The 14,102-nt window shown below is 69.1% G+C and carries 14 protein-coding genes and 1 pseudogene; 5 read left to right on the forward strand and 10 right to left on the reverse strand.

Annotated features, from left to right (window positions below; all coding sequences use genetic code 11):
- Positions 1–35 precede the first annotated feature (35 nt).
- A complete protein-coding gene (locus BLV94_RS33990; protein WP_072947993.1) occupies positions 36–455 on the forward strand; it encodes a carboxymuconolactone decarboxylase family protein in 420 nt (139 codons plus the stop codon).
- Between the two features lie 9 nt (positions 456–464).
- Here BLV94_RS33990 and aztD read toward each other — a convergent pair whose 3' ends face one another.
- The 4 genes from aztD to aztB all read right to left on the reverse strand — a co-directional run bounded on the left by aztD (position 465) and on the right by aztB (position 4,775).
- On the reverse strand, positions 465–1,652 hold the full coding sequence (gene aztD, locus BLV94_RS33995) for a zinc metallochaperone AztD (RefSeq protein ID WP_072947995.1): 1,188 nt from the start codon (positions 1,650–1,652) through the stop codon (positions 465–467).
- Positions 1,653–1,728: 76 nt separating this feature from the next.
- Complete coding sequence (aztC, locus tag BLV94_RS34000) at positions 1,729–2,640, reverse strand: zinc ABC transporter substrate-binding protein AztC (protein WP_072947997.1); 912 nt, start codon at positions 2,638–2,640, stop codon at positions 1,729–1,731.
- A gap of 5 nt (positions 2,641–2,645) precedes the next feature.
- Positions 2,646–3,908, reverse strand: coding sequence for an ABC transporter (locus tag BLV94_RS34005; protein WP_072947999.1), 1,263 nt, complete (start codon positions 3,906–3,908; stop codon positions 2,646–2,648).
- 12 nt (positions 3,909–3,920) lie between these two features.
- Entirely contained in the window at positions 3,921–4,775 is an 855-nt protein-coding gene (gene aztB / locus BLV94_RS34010) for a zinc ABC transporter permease AztB (protein WP_072948002.1), read from the reverse strand.
- Positions 4,776–4,793: 18 nt separating this feature from the next.
- Between aztB and aztA the strand changes: the two genes are divergently transcribed.
- Entirely contained in the window at positions 4,794–5,429 is a 636-nt protein-coding gene (gene aztA, locus BLV94_RS34015) for a zinc ABC transporter ATP-binding protein AztA (protein WP_072948004.1), read from the forward strand.
- Here aztA and BLV94_RS34020 read toward each other — a convergent pair.
- The 3 genes from BLV94_RS34020 to BLV94_RS34030 all read right to left on the reverse strand — a co-directional run bounded on the left by BLV94_RS34020 (position 5,410) and on the right by BLV94_RS34030 (position 7,668).
- Complete coding sequence (locus BLV94_RS34020) at positions 5,410–5,802, reverse strand: VOC family protein (protein WP_072948007.1); 393 nt, start codon at positions 5,800–5,802, stop codon at positions 5,410–5,412. The two genes, aztA and BLV94_RS34020, sit on opposite strands and share 20 nt — an antisense overlap.
- A gap of 24 nt (positions 5,803–5,826) precedes the next feature.
- The gene (locus BLV94_RS34025; RefSeq protein WP_072948009.1) at positions 5,827–6,300 is read right to left on the reverse strand and encodes a VOC family protein; all 474 of its coding nucleotides are present in this window, start codon (positions 6,298–6,300) and stop codon (positions 5,827–5,829) included.
- A 90-nt stretch (positions 6,301–6,390) separates the two neighbouring features.
- Positions 6,391–7,668 carry an MFS transporter gene (locus tag BLV94_RS34030; RefSeq protein ID WP_072948011.1) on the reverse strand — a complete coding sequence of 426 codons (1,278 nt, stop codon included), beginning with the start codon at positions 7,666–7,668 and terminating at the stop codon, positions 6,391–6,393.
- 230 nt (positions 7,669–7,898) lie between these two features.
- On the opposite strand from BLV94_RS34030, the gene BLV94_RS34035 reads away from it, so the two are divergent.
- From BLV94_RS34035 to BLV94_RS34045, 3 genes are all read left to right on the forward strand, one after another.
- The gene (locus BLV94_RS34035; protein ID WP_072948014.1) at positions 7,899–9,965 is read left to right on the forward strand and encodes an acyltransferase family protein; all 2,067 of its coding nucleotides are present in this window, start codon (positions 7,899–7,901) and stop codon (positions 9,963–9,965) included.
- A gap of 16 nt (positions 9,966–9,981) precedes the next feature.
- A complete protein-coding gene (locus tag BLV94_RS34040) occupies positions 9,982–10,719 on the forward strand; it encodes an IclR family transcriptional regulator (RefSeq protein ID WP_072948017.1) in 738 nt (245 codons plus the stop codon).
- A 91-nt stretch (positions 10,720–10,810) separates the two neighbouring features.
- Positions 10,811–11,989, forward strand: coding sequence for a 4-hydroxybenzoate 3-monooxygenase (locus tag BLV94_RS34045; RefSeq protein ID WP_072948020.1), 1,179 nt, complete (start codon positions 10,811–10,813; stop codon positions 11,987–11,989).
- A gap of 32 nt (positions 11,990–12,021) precedes the next feature.
- Here BLV94_RS34045 and BLV94_RS34050 read toward each other — a convergent pair.
- The 3 genes and pseudogenes from BLV94_RS34050 to BLV94_RS34060 form a co-directional block, all read right to left on the reverse strand.
- Positions 12,022–12,647, reverse strand: a pseudogene (locus tag BLV94_RS34050) (TetR/AcrR family transcriptional regulator).
- 10 nt (positions 12,648–12,657) lie between these two features.
- A complete protein-coding gene (locus BLV94_RS34055) occupies positions 12,658–13,920 on the reverse strand; it encodes an NAD(P)/FAD-dependent oxidoreductase (RefSeq protein WP_072948024.1) in 1,263 nt (420 codons plus the stop codon).
- A complete protein-coding gene (locus BLV94_RS34060) occupies positions 13,917–14,102 on the reverse strand; it encodes a rubredoxin (protein ID WP_012689462.1) in 186 nt (61 codons plus the stop codon). Before BLV94_RS34060 ends, BLV94_RS34055 begins: the two co-directional genes overlap by 4 nt.

The following is a 14,102-nucleotide window of genomic DNA, read 5'->3' on the forward strand; positions in this document are numbered from 1 at the left end:
CTGACCACGTCGACGCCGTGAGCAGGAGTGAACCCATGACCAGTGAAGAACCCGGCAAGCGGAGCCCGGCCGTCGAGGCGGGTCTGACGGTGCGGCGTGAGGTGATGGGTCCCGACTTCGTCGAGCGGGCGCTCACCCGGACCGCGGGGACCGACAGCGAGCAATTGCAGGAATTCGTCACCGAGCACGTGTGGGACGCCGTGTGGAATCGGCCCGGGCTGGACCGACGCAGCCGCAGTCTCCTCAACCTCGGCATGCTCATCGCGCTACGGGCGCACGGTGAGCTGAAGGGCCACGTGCGGGGTGCACTGCGCAACGGTCTGACCCGCACCGAGATCGTCGAAGCGGTGATCCACGCGAGCGCCTACTGCGGGGCCCCCGCCGGTCTGTCGGCGATGGCCGTGGTGCAGGAGGCGCTCGACGCGGAACTGGGACCGCTCGAATCCCAGGACTGACGACCCGACTCAGCCCGTCACACCGGTGATCTCGTTCGGGGTCTCCGGCAGATCGGCGTGTCCGGACACTGACCAGGTGTCGAGGTCGATCGTGTGGATCTTCTTGTTCGCGGGATCGGTCACGTAGGCCGTGTGGTCCTGCACGTACAGCGCGGGACGCGGCGACTGCCACTGGTCCGGCTCGGTCCACGGCTCGAGGATGTCGACGGTGCGGCTCACGGCCTTGGTGTTCGGGTCGATCACGTGCAGGGCGCCGTCGGTGCCGAGGACGAGGGCCTCACCGTGCGGGGCGCGCCCGAGCGACCGGAACGTGTAGCTGGTGCCCAGGTCGACGAGGGTGAGCTGTCCCGTGGCGGTGTCGGTGAGGGAGACCCGTTCGGGGCGTTCGAGTTCGGCGTCCGGGTCGGTCTTGTAGTCGCCCAGCAGGATCGGGGAGTTCTCGTCGCCGGCCTGGTTGCCGATGCGCCCGTAGGGGTCGGGGCTCGTCACCTTGGTGATGACGCCGTCCCGGTAGATCAGCAGGCCGTTCTGGCATCCCACGACCACCGTCTCGTCGGCGGCAACGGCCTCCCCGTGCACGCCGGGGCAGTCCTCGTTGCGCGCGATCTCCTTGCGGTCGCGGTCGAGTACGACGATGCCGGTGCGCTCGTCCTCGTTGCCCACGGTGGTGAGCAGGCTGCCGTCGGAGAGTTCCACGGCCACACCGTGATGCGCTTCCGGGGTCGTGAACTCGGTGGTGTCCGGGGTGCCCTGGGAGAGTGCGGCCGGGTCGAACACGCGCACCAGTCCGGTGCCGTCGTCGAACAGCACGGTCTTGCCGTCGTGCCGGACCACGTGCCCGGGCGTCTTCGCCTCGAACGCGACGTCGGTGAGTGCGGGTGCGGTGGTGTAGTGGCTGCCGCCGTCGGTCCAGGTTCCGGTGTCGAGGGCGGTGAAGCTGTTGCCGGTGCTGATCAGCACGTGCCGGTCGTCGCCCGCGGGGTTGAGCCGGGTGAAGCCGTCCACCTCGGCCGAGCCGACCACGTCGAGGCTCTGCGTGTCGAGGACGAGCACCCCGCCGTCGTAGCTCAGTGTCAGTCGTGGCGTGGCCGCGTCGGTGGTGGTCGCTTCGGCGGTGCCGGAGTCGGTGGAGCAGGACGTGAGAAGTGCCGCCGAGAGTGCCACGGCGGCAACGGCGGTGGGTCGGGGTCTACGCATAAGGGTCACCCAGGAGAAGTAACCCTTTTTGCAAACGGTTGTCAAAGTCGTAAGTGTGCATGTGGCGATGCATCGACTACGACAACCCCTGCGCGATCGCCAGGGAATTGGAATCCATCATCTCGATGTACGTGCCGGCCCCCGAGCCGGGTTCACCCAGTGATTCCGTGAACAGCGAGACCACGTCCACCGGAACGCGTGCTTCCGACGCCAGCACCTGTGCGAGTCGATCGGGCTGGGAGGAGTCGACGAAGATCGCGGGCACCCTCGCCGCCGTGACGGTCGCGGCCAGGTCCGACAGATCCGACGCGCTGGGCGACGCCAGGGTGGTACCGCTGGGAATCACCGCCCCGATCGTGTCGAAGCCGAAACGCTGTGCCAGATAGCCGAACACGTGATGGTTGGTCACCAGTTTGCGTCGATCGGGCGGGACGGTCGCGAACCTGTCCGTCATTCGGGCGGTGAGTTCCGCGAGTCTCCGGGCGTAGCCGTCCGCGTTCGTGCGGACAGCATCCGCGTCGATGTCCGGCACGTGTTCGATCACCGCGTCGCGGATCAGGGCGACCGCGTCCCGCATGCGGTCCGGATCGGTCCAGACGTGCGGATCCATGGTGCCCGAGGACTTTCCGGAGCGATATTCGATCGGTCGCACGGCCTCACCGATCTGCAGGATCGGGACTCCCTCCGCGCGCGCGGTGTCGACGGTCTTGCCGATTCCTTCCTCGAGGCCGAGCCCGTTCGATACGAGGAGGTCGGCGCGTTCCACCCGCGCGGCGTCCGAGGCGGAGATCTCGAACGAATGGGGATCGGCGCCCCTCGGCATCAGCACCGTCACGTCGGCCCGGTCGCCGACGACGTTCTGCACCATGTCACCCAGAATGTTGGTGGTCACCACGACGACGGGCCCGTCGGACGAGCCCGGGGCGCACGCGGTCACCGGCAGCGCCGCGAGTGCGGTCAGGAGGGCCAGCGGCAGCAGGCGCCGCATCCTCGTCACAGCCCGACCACGCCGAGGGTGGACGCCGAGACGCCGACGTCGAGGATTCGCGCGACCCGGGCATTGTCCCGGAAGTCGATCTCGGCCACCGACTTCGACGCGGGATCCGACACGTACGCGCGGGTGCCACCGACGACGATCACCGGTGGGGTCGAGGATGCATGGCTCGGGTCGTGAGGGTGTGCCAGGACGCGGGACGACGCGGTCTCCGCGCCGGACTGCACGTCGTACACGCGGAAGGTGCCGTCGGCGAGGACGGCGAACACCGAGCGTCCGTCGCCCGCGAGCGCGACATCCAGCGCCCGGTCCGGGGTCCGGACGTGCGTCCACCCGCGGGTGCGCGCATCGAAGACCAGCAGCCCGTCGTTGGTGGCGGCGGGTCCCGCGGTGGCGACGTGAAGCGGCAGGCCGTCGTGTCCGCGGAGCGCGGTGGGACGGGTGGCGGCGCCGATGCCCGCCGGGTACGCAACCTTCTCCGACGTCCAGGTGCCGTCGCCGGCGGTCGCGAGGAACAGTCCGTCCTCGCACGCGCCCAGCACATGCGTGTCGGATACGGCCGCGCCGTTCAGGTTCGGGCAGGCGGTGTCGAAGCGCTGCGGGACCGCACCGTCTGTGGTGTGGAGTTCGAGCGTGCCGGTTCCGGTCGCGGCCGAGTGCGAGACCACGAATCCGTCGGCGATCGGCAGGGCGACCCCGTGGTGCGGGGCGTCGGCCCGCACGACCGTGTCGACGTCGATGCTGTCCTTGCGGAGGGCGGCGAAGTCGATCACGCGGGCGACGCCGTCGCCGTCGAAGAACGTCGCGACCTTGTCGTCGCCCTCGATCACGCGCCCGGGGCCGTCGCCCTCGAGAACGCCGAGTTCGACCGGGTCCTTGGTGTACGAGTGGGTGTGGTCCCCGTGGTCGATGGTCCAGGTGCCGGCGTCCACGACGTGCACGGCGCCGCCGGTGCCGTCGACGGCGAACGCGTAGCGGTCCTTGACCGTCGTCACCTGTGCCGGGTTGTCGTACTCGAACGAATGGAGGGTCTCGGCGGTCGCGAGGTCGAGGACGGTCACGCGGCCGGAGTCGGCGTCCGACACGACGAGCCGGGGTTCCGGCCCCTCCACCTCGGTGGATCCCGCCTCGGCGGCGAGGTCGCTACCCGGCTGGGTCCGGCCGCCGGGGGAGGCCGCCTCCTCCGGTGGGGACGCGCAGGCGCCGACGGTCAGCGCGGCGACCGCGGCAATCGCTGCGCGGGCGAGGGTCGTGTTCGGCATTCGGGGCTCCATCTATCGAACGGGTATCGGAGTGGGTGACACGGCAGGTCGGAGTCGTCGCGATGCCGACCGGATGACGGCGGCGACGAAGAATTGGAGAACGGCGAGCCCGGTGATCGTCGCGCCCGCGGCGGTGTCGGCGTTCCACGACACGATCAGTCCTGTGAGCGTCGCGGACCAGCCGAGCAGTACGGCAATGGCCATCGTGGCGCCGATCGACCTGCCGAACAGCGCCGCGGTGGCCGACGGAGCGACGAGAAGTCCGAACACGAGCAGGGTGCCGACGATGCGGAACGACGCGACCACGGCGAGGACCACCAGCGCGAGCAGGGCGAGGTGCGCCCACCGGGGCCGCAGCCCCAGGGTGTGGGCCTTGCGTTCGTCGAAGACGAGGGCGACGAACGGGCGGTACGCGATCACCGAGACGATCCCGGCTACCGCGGCCGCCGCGGCGAGCCAGATCAGGTCGCCGCGCGTCGCGGACAGGACGTCACCGAAGAGGAAGGCGGTGAGATCGACCGCGAACGATCGTGCGCGCGAGACGATCACGACACCCAGTGCGAGCATGCCGACGAACAGCAGGCCGATCCCGGTGTCCTCGGACAGTCGCGAGTTCTTCGACACCCACGCGACGCCGAGAATCATGACGACCGCGCTGGCGGCCGCGCCGACGAGGAGATTGGCGCCCGCGAGATAGGCGACTGCCACGCCGGGCAGCATGCCGTGCGAGATGGCCTCGCTCATGAAGGCCATGCCCCGCAACACGACCCACGTGCCGACGAGTCCGCAGAGGACGGACACCAGCATGCCCGCGAGCAGGGCGCGCTGGACGAAGGACACCGTCAGGGGGTCGAGTAGCCATTCCACTCTGCTAATCTAACGATAATGATTGTCGTAAGCGAAATCGCGGTCCGATACGGTTCGACCCCGGCGTTGAACGGTGTGAGTGTGTGCCTCACACCGGGCACCGTCACGGCTGTGGTGGGGCACAACGGTTCGGGGAAGTCGACGCTCCTGCAGTGCCTCGCCGGCATCGCGCGTGTCACGTCGGGGCGGATCGACGGCACGGACGGGCTGCGCACGGCGTATGTGCCGCAACGACATGCGGTGAGCGAACAGCTACCGCTGACCGTGCGTGAGGTGGTGGCGATGGGCGCCTGGCAACGGCGCGGAGTGTGGCGGCGGCTCACCCCCGGCGACCGCGACGCCGTGGATGCGGCACTGTCCAGGCTGGGTCTCGCGGATCTCGGCGCGCGGCCGATCGGCGCGCTCTCGGGCGGGCAGCGTCAACGCGCCCTGCTCGCGCAGGCACTCGTGCAACGCGGCGACCTGCTGCTCCTCGACGAGCCGACCACCGGACTCGACGCGCACGCCCGCGCGGTGATCGGCGACGTCGTCGGCGAAGAGGCCGCGCGGGGTGCGATCGTCGTGACGGCCACGCACGACTCCGGCGACGCGGAACGCGCCGATCAGGTGCTGACCCTGTCGGCGGGGATGCCGCTCACCCCACTTCGACGATGACGAGTTTGTTGCCGTCCGGATCGCGGAAGTAGAACATGGGCGGCACGTAGTCGCCCATCCGCAGGACCTCCGCATCCACGTCGATGCCGCTCGCCGACAGGGTGGCATGGTCGGCGTCGGCGTCCGAGGTGGTGAGCCGGATGCCGGTCTCGACGCCCACCGGGACACCGTCACGGGTTGGCACGAGCGCGATCGACGTGGCCGAACCCGGCGGCGCCACCTCCACCCACCGCTGACCGGGGCTGAACTCCGCATCCATGCGACGCTCGAAACCGAGTGTGCCCACATAAAATTCGAGCGACCGATCCTGATCGGTCACGGGAACCGCCACCGTGTGCACCCCGTTGATGTGGGTCTTGCCGTCTTCGGTCATGCGTCCACCTCCCGTCGGCAGGCGTCACGCCTGCTCGGCTGCCTTCTCGAGTTCGGCGACGTCGAGTTTGCGCATCTTCAGCATCGCCTGCATGGCACGCTGCACCTTCGCGTCGTCCGGGTCGCGCATGAGTTCGTACAGCCGCTCCGGGACCACCTGCCAGGACACGCCGAAACGGTCCTTGACCCAACCGCATTGGCTCTCCTCGCCGCCGTCGGTGAAGGCGTCCCAGTACCGGTCCACTTCGTCCTGGTCGGCACACAGGATCTCGAAGGAGATGGCCTCGTCGAACGTGAACTGCGGGCCGCCGTTGAGTGCGATGAACGGTTGTCCGTTGATCTCGAAGGACACGGTCAGCACCTGTCCCTCCGGGCCGGGAGTGTTCGGACCGTAGTGGGTGACCTCCGTGATTCGCGAGTTGGGAAACAAGGAGGTGTAGAACTTCGCGGCCTCTTCGCCTCGAGTGTCGAACCAGAGACAGGGGGTGATGGGTTTCATGGCGCATTCCTCTCGCGGGTCCTCGTCGGTTCATCCTCGCCGATATAGACCGCGCCTGCGCCCGAAACTCATCGGACCGCTGTCAGGAGTTCAGTGCACCGTCCGGGTGGACGAGATGGCGATCGCTCCGAGCAGCCCGACCAGGGCGAAGGCGTAGAACCCCCACGGGACCGCGTAGCCGGCGCCGAGCAGGACGCCGCCGAGGATGGGGCCGCAGATCGCGCCCACCCGGCCGACACCCGCCGACCAGCCGAGGGCCGTCGCGCGGATCTGCGGCGGGTGGTTGGCGCTCGTGAACGCGTAGACGAGAACCTGTGCGCTGAACACGAAGCAGCCTGCGAGGAACACCAGGGCGTAGATGCCGAACGACACCTTGACGCTGAGCAGGGCGAGGAACACCGCGGCGCCCGCGAACCAGATGATGGCCGCGGTGCGCGGACCGATCTTGTTGGCGACGCCGCCCGCGATCAGCAGTCCGACCACCGCGCCGGCGTTGAGGATCAGCAGGAACGTCAGCGACGCGCCGAGGTCGTAACCCGCCTCGCGCATGATCGTCGGCAGCCACGTGTTGAGGCCATAGACGAGCAGAAGTCCCATGAACGAGGTGACCCAGATGGCGATGCTGTTGCGCAGGAACGGCCGCGAGAACAGGGCGCGCACCGGGTTCGCCGACGCCGCGACGGGAGCGTCGGCGGCGGGGGCCGCTTCCAGTTCCAGGCCGTACTGCTTCGCGATGGCCTCCGCCTCGGCGCGCTTGCCGTGCGACAGCAGGTACGAGGGGGACTCGGGGAGGTGGCGGAGCATCAGCGGGATCAGGACCACCGCGGGAAGGGCGCCGACGACGAACATCGAACGCCAGCCGAACGGTTCGATCAGGACGATCGCCAGCGCCGCCGTCGCGACGGCACCCACGTGGTATCCGGTCATCAGCAGCGTCGACGCGGATCCGCCGCCCTGCTTCTTCGAGAATTCGTTGACGAGGGCGAGCGCGGTCGGCAGCGCGCCGCCGAGGCCGACACCGGCGAGGAAGCGGAACAGTCCGAACAGGAACGGGTTAGGCGCGACCGCGCAGAGGAGAGTGAGGATCGAGAACGCCGCCACCGCGTACAGCAGGGCGCGCCTGCGTCCGATGACGTCGGTGAGCGTGCCGATGACGAGCGCGCCGATGGTCATGCCGACCAGGCCGAACGTCGAGATGAACGTGATCGCGCCCGTCGACAGATTCCAGTCGCTGTACTCGCGGAGCGAGGGGATGACGGCACCGAGGACGACCAGGTCGAACCCGTCGAGCAGCACGGCCACCCAGCAGAGGGGCGCGACCCAGAGGGCGGTGGAGGCGCGGGCGGCGCTTCGTTGGGAAGTGGTCATGATGTCCTCGACATTCGGTGATCTCCGCAGGGTGTTCGCGATGCGAACCCTAGTTCTGTAGGCGCACTCATTGTGTGGCGCGCCATAGTTGCCTGTCAAACATGGCCACTCCACATGTGGGCGGTCCGCCGACCTGGGCGTGCGCCCAAAATCACCGCCGGTTGGTCAAGGCTTGGTAAACCCCGTGTGGATAATCGACCGGGTACCGAGTCGATGAGCCAGGACGGACTGTGAGAACCAACCACCAGGTGGCTACCAGCCGTCCGCGCGCCGCCGCGTCACCGTCGACGGCCGGCGGCTACCGGTACGACCTCGACGGACTGCGCGGCATCGCGATCGCCCTGGTCGTCGTCTATCACGTGTGGTTCGGGCGGGTGTCCGGCGGCGTCGACATCTTCCTGGTGCTCTCCGGCTTCTTCTTCACCGGCATGCTCGTGCGCCGAGTGGGTGCGAACTCCGGTCCGTCGATCCCGGCCGTCCTGCGGCGCACGGCCCGGCGGCTGCTGCCCGCACTGGTGGTGGTGACGGCCGCGACGGCCGTCGTCACTGTCGTGCAGCGGCCCTTCACACAGTGGTCCGGGATCGCCGATCAACTCCTCGCGTCGCTGCTGTATGTGCAGAACTGGCAACTGGCCCGGACCGCATCCGACTACGCCGCCGCCGACGCGTCCGTCAGTCCGCTGCAGCACCTGTGGTCGATGTCCGTGCAGGGGCAGTTCTACGTGCTCGCGCTCGCGGTGGTCGCGGGAGTGGCCTGGACGTGCCGGCGCCGGACCGGTCTCGTGCGTCCCCTGCTCGGCGGCATCCTCGGTGCGGGGTTCCTGGTGTCGTTCGGCTACGCCGCGACGCTGTCGCAGGACCGCCAGTCGTGGGCGTACTTCGACACGTTCGCGCGACTGTGGGAGTTGCTCGCGGGCGCACTGCTCGCGCTCGTCGTGCACCGGGTCGACCTGCCCCGCGGGTGGCGGGTGGCTCTCGCGGTGTCGGGGTTCGCCGTCGTGCTCGGGTGCGGATTCCTCGTCGACGGCGCCGCGCTGTTCCCCGGACCGGCGGCCCTGATCCCGGTGGGCGCTGCGGTCGCGCTGATCCTCGCCGGAACCGGCCGGTCCGACCAGCCGGGGGTCGTGAGGATGCTGGCGTCCCGGCCGTTCGTCGAACTCGGTGGCCTGGCCTATTCGCTGTACCTGTGGCACTGGCCGATCCTCATCTTCTACCTCACGTGGCGGGAGCGGCCCGCGGTCGGAGCGCTCGGCGGACTCGCGGTGATCCTCGTGTCGCTGGTGCTGGCGTGGCTCACCCAGCGGCTGATCGAAGCGCGCTTCCAGACGGGGTCGGCCCGTCCGGGTCGGGCGCTCACCGCGCTGATCGCGATCCTCGGCGTTGCCGTGGTCGGCGCGGCGTCCGGCTGGAACGTGTATCTGGTCCGCAACCCGGAGACCACCGCGCGGGTCGGCGAGCTGGACCCGTGGCTGTACCCGGGCGCGGCGTCGCTGACCGATGGCGCGTTCGCGCCGCGCACCGACATGCGGCCCACCCTGCTCGAGGCGCCGGGAGATCTTCCGCCGCCGACCGTCGACGGCTGTATCTCCGATCTGAGCACCCGCGACGTCGTGACCTGCGTGTACGGCGACGTCACCGCCGATCGGACGATCGCCGTGGTGGGCAGTTCCCACGCCGAGCACTGGATGCCCGCGCTCGACCGCATCGGGCAGCAGCGCGGCATCCGTGTCGAGACGTATCTGAAGATGGGGTGCCCGCTGACCGTCGCGGACGTCCCGCTGCTCGCCGGCGAGCCGTATCCCGACTGCGGCGACTGGTCCCGCGACGTCCTGGACCGGCTGCGTGACCACCGGCCGGACTGGGTGTTCTCGACGTCCTCGCGTCCCAACGAGGAGGGGGCCGGCGACGTCACCCCCACCGACTACGTGGGCCTGTGGGAGCGGCTCGCCGATTTCGGGCTCCCGTTCCTCGGCATCCGCGACACCCCGTGGCTGCACCACGACGGCGTCCCGTACTCGGCGGTCGACTGCCTGGCCGACGGCGGCGACGCCGACAGTTGCGGACTGCCCCGCGACGACGTGCTGGCCCCGGACAACCCGACGGTCGAGGCGGCCCGCGACCTGCCGTCGGTGCATCCGCTCGACCTCACCGACGCCGTCTGTGACGTGGCGATCTGCCGTGCGGTGCAGGGAAACATCCTCGTCTACCACGATTCGCACCACCTCTCGGCGACGTATGTCCGGAGCCTCGCCCCCGAACTGGACCGGCAGGTCGGCATGGCCACCCGCTGGTGGTGACCGGGATACTGACGGCATGTCCGAAGACGACCGCAGCATGCTGGGACGGGCCTTCCTGGTGCTGGGGTCGTTCACGTCGGAACGTCCGCGGCTGTCGCAGTCGGAGCTGAGCCGTCGCACCGGGCTGCCGCTGCCCACCGTGCACCGGCTGTGCCGTCAGCTCGTCGCCAACGGCGCGCTCGAACGCATCGACGACGGGCACTACGAGATCGGGGTGCGGCTGTGGGAGTTGGGTGCGCTCGCGCCCCGCGCCCACGGGCTGCGGCAGGTGGCGTTGCCGTATCTCGAGGACCTGTACGAGGCGACACGCGAGAACGTGCAGCTCGTGGTCCGGGAAGATCTCGAGGCGCTGTACATCGAGCGGTTGTCGGCGCGCGGGGCCGTGACCGTCGTCGGCAGGGCCGGTGGCCGGCTGCCGCTGCACGCGTCGAGCGGCGGTCTCGTGCTGCTGGCGTTCGGCGGCAAGGACCTGCTCGACGGGGTCCTCGCGGCGGGCCTCGAACGCTTCACCCCGTCGACCATCACCACCGAACATCGGCTGCGCAGCACCCTCGACGACATCCGCCGGACCGGGTGGGTCACGTGCCGCGAACACCTCAACATCGGAACGCTCGCCGTGGCCGCGCCGGTGTCGCGGTCGACGGGGGAGGTGGTGGCCGCCGTCTCCGTCGTGGTTCCGGCGGAAAAGGATCCCGCGCCCCTGATCCCGGCCGTGCGGGCGGCGGCGCGGGGCATTTCCCGTGGCGTCGCGTAGCTCGTCTTTCACTCAGTGAAAGTGGGGGTGTTGCTGGCCGTTTCTTCGAAGGACAGTGACTGGTGTCACGAACTACGCGAGGAGTCTGCTCATGAACACACAGGTCGGGATCGTCGGCGGGGGCCCCGCAGGACTGATGCTCTCCCATCTCCTGCACCTGAAGGGCATCGATTCCGTCGTGCTCGAAAGCCGCACCCGCGAGGATGTGGAGGGCACCATCCGGGCCGGTGTGCTCGAGCAGAACACCGTCGACCTCATGGTCGACACCGGACTCGGCGACCGCGTCAAGCGTGAAGGACTCACCCACCACGGCATCGAACTGCGCTTCGGCGGCCGCGGCCACCGCATCGACTTCGACGAACTGACGGGCGGCCGCGCCGTCACCGTCTACCCGCAGCACGAGGTCCTCAAGGACCTCATCGCCCGGCGTCTCGAAGACGACGGCGACATCCGCTTCGGCGTCTCCGACGTACAGGTGCACGGCCACACCACCGACAACCCGAAGATCACGTACGTCGACGCCGACGGCAACGAGCAAACCCTGACGTGCGCACTCGTCGCCGGCTGCGACGGCTCGCGGACCACGACCCGCGGCCTCATCCCCGAAACCACCGTGCGCACCGACCACTTCCGGCAGTACCCGTTCGCCTGGTTCGGCATCCTCGCCGAGGCTCCGCCGTCCTCCGAGGAACTGATCTACGCCAACCACCCGCGAGGCTTCGCGCTCATCAGCACCCGCACCCCCGACGTCCAGCGGCACTACCTGCAGGTCGACCCCGATGACTCCGTCGACAACTGGTCCGACGACCGCATCTGGTCCGAACTGCACGCCCGCGTCGACGGCGAAGGCGCAGAGATCAAGGACGGCAAGATCTTCCAGAAGTCGATCCTCCAGTTCCGCAGCTTCGTGTGCGAACCCATGCAGCACGGCAACCTCTTCCTCGCCGGCGACGCCGCCCACACCGTGCCCCCCACCGGCGCGAAGGGCATGAACCTCGCCATCGCAGACGTCTACTTCCTGTCCGAGGCGATGTCCGAGTACTTCGCCACCCGCAGCCGCGCCGGGCTCGAGGGCTACACCGACAGCGTCCTCCCGCGCGTGTGGCGGACCCAGCACTTCTCCTGGTGGATGTCCTCGATGCTGCACCGCCTCCCCGACGACACCGGCTTCGGCCACAAGCGGCAGGTCGCCGAACTCGACATGGTCACCCGCTCCGCCGCCGGTCGCACCCTCATCGCGGAGAACTACGTCGGCACTCCTTTGCGCTGACGCACCCGTGAGTACTTATTAACGTGGGGCGGTTAATAAGTACTCACGGGTGGCGGAGCCGCAAGAAGGGGGCAAAGAGCCGGGCCGTGTTCGCCGATGCCGTCGCGGTGTCTTCCGGCGGGTTGGCTATGAAACTCAAGGCAAGCCGGACGATGGCGTGCGCGATGATGTCCGCGTCTTCGGGGGAGGCGTTCACCCACGACCGCTGCAACGTCTCGGCGAGCCGCTCGGCCGCGGGCCGGATGATGATGTCGCTGTCCGTGGTGATCAGGCGCAGCAGATCCTCGGGCGCCTGCCCCTGGTGCAGCGACAACACCAGGGGATCGGCGCCGCTGAGTGCGAAGAACGTCGCATAGCCTTGTCGCAGAGCGGTTGTCACGTCGTCGGGGTTGTCGTACAGCGCGGACTCGATGACGGTGACGAGGCTGTCGGTCAGCCGAAGGGCGTATCCCTCCGCCAGGCCGCGCCGCGAGCGGAACTCCTTGTAGATCGTCTGCCTGCTCATGCCGGCGGCGACCGCGACGTCGGTCATGGTGATCGTCGGCCACGGACGTTCGAGGAGAAGTTCCCGCAGCGCATCGAGGGTCGTCTCCCGCATCAGCGACGTCGCGGCGAGCCGGTACCGGCTCTGTCGTTCGGCGCGGTCGTGTGCGGACATGAGGTCGATGCTAGCGGGCGGGTGTTGCCAAGCCTTCCCGGTCGCCGGCGAGCACGTCCGTCAGGGCGACCGACTCGTCAGCCAACGCGACGCGGTCGACCGTGCCGCCCCGGGCGATCATCGTGCGCACGGTCCGGAGGTCTTTCGGACGGCCGACGGCGATGGCCCCGACCGGGGTGTCCTCGCGCACCGCGACCGCCGTGAAATCGCGATCCGCGATCGAACCGCGGACCACGTAGTCGTCGTCGACACGGGTTGCGCCTGCGAATTGCACGGTGTGGCCGTACTGCGTGGACCACCCCCACGGAACGTCCGTGAACGGTGTGGGTTTGCCGAGGATGGAGTGCGCGGCGGCAATCCCTTGTGCCTGAGCGCCGTTCCAGTGTTCGGAGCGATACCGCTCGTCGCCGCGCGCCCCGGGAATGTTGGCGGCGTCGCCGGCGGCGAACACGCCGTCGGCCGACGTGCGGAACAGCTCGTCGACGGTGATGCCGTTGTGGACCCGCAGGCCCGCCGCGACGGCCAGCGACACCTCGGGGACGGTGCCGACCGACACGAGGACGGTCCCGGCACTCCAGGTGCGACCATCGGCCGCGGTGGCCAGGGCGGCGCCGTCGTCGCCCACGTCCAGCGAGGCGAGCGTGACGTTCGTGCAGACGTCGACGTCGTTCTCGGAGTGCAGCGAGGCGATCATCGTCGAGACGTCCGGGGGCACGATGCGACTGAGGAGCGACGCGTCCCGTTCGAGAACGGTGACGTCCGCGCCCAGCGACCGCGCCGTCGCGGCGACCTCGCATCCGATGAGACCCCCGCCGATCACGAGGAGCGAACCGGTGCGCCGAATCGACTCCCGAAGCGAATCCGCATCGACCATCGACCGAAGGGTGAAGACGTCCGCACCGGAGACGCCGTCGAGTCGGCGCGCCCGGCCGCCCGTCGCGAGCAGCAGTGCACTGAAGTGCAGTGTCTCGCCGGACGAGAGTGTCAGCACCTTCCGTCGTGCGTCGAGTTCGACTGCCGTTGCACCGGTGACCAATTCGATGTCTTGTTCTTTCCAGAACGAGTCGGGCCTCAGTGCCGTCTTCTCCGCCGCCGTGGCACCCGACAGGAGATCCTTCGACACCGTCGGACGTCGGTACGGCGGCGCGGGTTCGTCGCCGATCAGGACGACGCGCCCGGCGAAACCTTCAGAGCGGAGCGTCTGCGCGGCGCTCGCCCCGGCGATGCCGGACCCGACGATGACGACCGTCGACAGTTCCGTGGAAGGACTCATGCCCGGCTGACCTCGACCATGTCGAAATCGGCCTTGGCGGCCCCGCAGTCGGGGCACGACCAGTCGTCGGGGATGTCGTCCCACCGGGTGCCTGGCTCGATGCCGTCCTCCGGCCAGCCCTCGGCCTCGTCGTACTCGAATCCGCACTGGGCGCAGCGAAAAAGCTTGAAATCGGTACTCAT

This window comes from Rhodococcus koreensis, assembly GCF_900105905.1.
In the GTDB taxonomy this organism is placed as follows: Bacteria; Actinomycetota; Actinomycetes; order Mycobacteriales; family Mycobacteriaceae; genus Rhodococcus_F; species Rhodococcus_F koreensis.

Bases quoted from the DNA above. Each gene is read 5' to 3' on its own strand.
- BLV94_RS34020 (WP_072948007.1), bottom strand. From the start codon at position 5,802: ATGACCGAAGACGGCAAGACCCACATCAACGGGGTGCACACGGTGGCG.
- aztD (WP_072947995.1), bottom strand. From the start codon at position 1,652: ATGCGTAGACCCCGACCCACCGCCGTTGCCGCCGTGGCACTCTCGGCG.
- BLV94_RS34045 (WP_072948020.1), top strand. From the start codon at position 10,811: ATGAACACACAGGTCGGGATCGTCGGCGGGGGCCCCGCAGGACTGATG.
- aztC (WP_072947997.1), bottom strand. From the start codon at position 2,640: ATGCGGCGCCTGCTGCCGCTGGCCCTCCTGACCGCACTCGCGGCGCTG.
- BLV94_RS34060 (WP_012689462.1), bottom strand. From the start codon at position 14,102: ATGAGTACCGATTTCAAGCTTTTTCGCTGCGCCCAGTGCGGATTCGAG.
- BLV94_RS34005 (WP_072947999.1), bottom strand. From the start codon at position 3,908: ATGCCGAACACGACCCTCGCCCGCGCAGCGATTGCCGCGGTCGCCGCG.
- BLV94_RS34055 (WP_072948024.1), bottom strand. From the start codon at position 13,920: ATGAGTCCTTCCACGGAACTGTCGACGGTCGTCATCGTCGGGTCCGGC.
- BLV94_RS34030 (WP_072948011.1), bottom strand. From the start codon at position 7,668: ATGACCACTTCCCAACGAAGCGCCGCCCGCGCCTCCACCGCCCTCTGG.
- BLV94_RS34040 (WP_072948017.1), top strand. From the start codon at position 9,982: ATGTCCGAAGACGACCGCAGCATGCTGGGACGGGCCTTCCTGGTGCTG.
- BLV94_RS34025 (WP_072948009.1), bottom strand. From the start codon at position 6,300: ATGAAACCCATCACCCCCTGTCTCTGGTTCGACACTCGAGGCGAAGAG.
- BLV94_RS33990 (WP_072947993.1), top strand. From the start codon at position 36: ATGACCAGTGAAGAACCCGGCAAGCGGAGCCCGGCCGTCGAGGCGGGT.
- aztA (WP_072948004.1), top strand. From the start codon at position 4,794: ATGATTGTCGTAAGCGAAATCGCGGTCCGATACGGTTCGACCCCGGCG.